General features: G+C 64.1%; 2 protein-coding genes. Both read left to right on the top strand.

Annotation, left to right across the window (positions count from 1 at the left end; translation table 11 throughout):
- The first annotated feature begins 5 nt into the window (after window positions 1–5).
- Window positions 6–1,850, top strand: a complete 1,845-nt coding sequence (gene aprA / locus OXF11_18330) for an adenylyl-sulfate reductase subunit alpha (protein ID MCY4489056.1) — start codon at window positions 6–8, stop codon at window positions 1,848–1,850.
- 28 nt (window positions 1,851–1,878) lie between these two features.
- A partial coding sequence (gene sat / locus OXF11_18335) for a sulfate adenylyltransferase (protein MCY4489057.1) occupies window positions 1,879–2,548 on the top strand: 670 nt, incomplete at its 3' end.

Genomic DNA, 2,548 nt, shown 5'->3' on the forward strand with positions numbered 1-2,548 from the left:
CACTAGTGAGTTTGTTCGCTCGCCGGAAAACGGTTTTCGTAGACTCGGATATCCTGGTCGTCGGCGGCGGCATGGCCGGCTGCGGCGCGACGTACGAAGCCGGATATTGGGGGCGCGACCTCAAGGTGGTCTGCGTCGAGAAGGCGAACATCGAGCGCAGCGGCGCCGTCGCCCAGGGCCTGTACGCGATCAACTGCTACATGGGCATGCAGTGGGACGAGAACCAGCCCGAAGACCATGTCCGCTACGCCCGGAACGACCTCATGGGCCTGGTGCGGGAGGACTTGGGCTTCGATATCGCCCGGCATGTCGACTCCACGGTGCACAAGTTCGAGGAGTGGGGCCTTCCGATCATGAAGGACCCGGAAACCGGGCGCTATCTGCGCGAAGGCAAGTGGCAGATCATGATCCACGGCGAGAGCTACAAGCCGATCGTCGCCGAAGCCGCCCGCAAGGCCGCCACCGAAGTCTACAACCGGATCATGGTGACCCACCTTCTGACGGACCGGGCGAATCCCAACCGCGTCGCCGGAGCGGTCGGGTTCAACGTCCGTACCGGGGATTTCTACGTCTTCCGCGCGAAGGCCGTCATCGTGTCCGCCGGCGGCGCATCGCACATCTTCAAGCCCCGCGCGGTGGGCGAAGGCATGGGGCGAACCTGGTACGCCCCCTGGAGCAGCGCGTCGGCCTATGCGCTCCCGATCCTCGTCGGCGCCAAGATGACCCAGATGGAGAACCGGGTCGTCCTTACCCGCTTCAAGGACGGTTACGGTCCGGTGGGCGCCTATTTCCTCCATCTCAAGACGTACACCGAGAACGCCTACGGGGAGGAGTACGAGTCCAAGTGGTACGACCACACCAAGGAGCTGGTCGGGGACTATGTCGACCGGCATCCGGTGCCTACCTGTCTGCGCAACCACGCCTTCCTGGAGGAGATCAAGGCCGGTCGCGGCCCCATCCGCATGGTGACGAAGGAGGCCTTCGCCGATCCCCATCTGGAGCAGGTCGGGTGGGAGAACTTCCTCGGCATGACGATCGGACAGGCAGTCGTCTGGGCATCGCAGAACATCGATCCCAAGCACACCAATCCGGAGCTGACCACGTCCGAGCCCTACGTCATGGGATCGCACGCCACCTGCTCGGGCGCGTGGGCGAGCGGTCCGGAAGACTGCGCGCCGGCGGACTACCAGTGGGGATACAACCGGATGATGTCCGTCGAGGGGCTGTTCGGCGCCGGCGACACCATCGGCGGTACCGCCCACAAGTTCTCGTCGGGGTCCTTCACCGAAGGCCGGATCGCCGGAAAGGCGGCAGTCAACTACGTCAACGACCTCAAGACCGACCGGCCCCAGGTCAGCGAGAAGGAATACGAAGACCTCAAGCAGGTCATCTTCCAGCCTCTGGAGACCTACCGGGTGGGCCGCAACGAGATCGTCGCGGGAACGGTTTCGCCGAGCTATATCCTGCCAATTCACGGTCTCCAGCGTCTCGAGAAGATCATGGACGAATATGTCGGCGGCATCAGCACCGCTTACAGTACCAACGAACCCATGCTCACCCGCGGGCTGGAGTTGCTGACCATGCTGAAGGAAGACCTCGGCAGCCTCGGGGCCGAAGACCTTCACCAGCTCCAGCGGGTGTGGGAGCTACACCACCGGGTCCTGGCCTCGGAGTCCGTGACGCATCACACGATGTTCAGGACCGAAACGCGGTGGCCGGGATACTACTATCGGGCCGATCATCCGAAGCTGGACGACACCGACTGGCACTGCTTCACCCTGTCTCGCTACGATCGGGAATCCGGGGAGTGGGCTATGGAAAAGGCCCCGGTCCACCACATCGTCGACTAGTTCCGATTTCCCGCCGCGGCGACGCCCCATGTCCACATTGATCGCCCCACACGGCAACGCTCCCCTGAAGCCTCTGCTGCTGGCGCGGGAGGAACGGAACGAGGCGCTCAACAGGGCGCGCAGCCTGAAGAAGCTGCCTTTGTCGAGTCGCGAGGTCTCGGACCTCTTCATGTTTGCCATGGGCGCCTATTCGCCGCTGGCGGGCTTCATGGGCGCGGCCGACTGGCACGGCGCAAGCGTCGATATGCGCCTGGAGAACGGCCTTTTTTGGCCGCTGCCCATCACGCTGTCCTGCGGCGAGGACTTTGCCGTCGCCGTGGGCGACGACGTCGCTTTGACGGATGCGGAGGGGGAGATCCTCGGCGTTCTCGCGGTCACCGAGAAATACGCAATCGACAAGGCCCTCGAGTGTCGTGAGATTTACCGTACAACCGACGAGGCCCACCCTGGCGTCGCCAAGGTCATGGCGCAGGGCCCGGTCAACCTGGCTGGCCCTGTCTCGGTCTTCTCGGAGGGCCACTTTCCCGAGACCTACCGAGGGCTTTACCTGCGCCCCACCGAGACCCGGGCGCTGTTCGCCGAAAGGGGCTGGTCCACGGTTGCTGCCTTCCAGACCCGCAACCCCATGCACCGCAGTCACGAGTTTCTCGCCAAGGTCGCCATCGAGGTGTGCGACGGGCTGCTGATCCACCAGGTTC

The sequence above is a fragment of the Deltaproteobacteria bacterium genome, assembly GCA_026712905.1.
In the GTDB taxonomy this organism is placed as follows: Bacteria; Desulfobacterota; Binatia; order UBA9968; family JAJDTQ01; genus JAJDTQ01.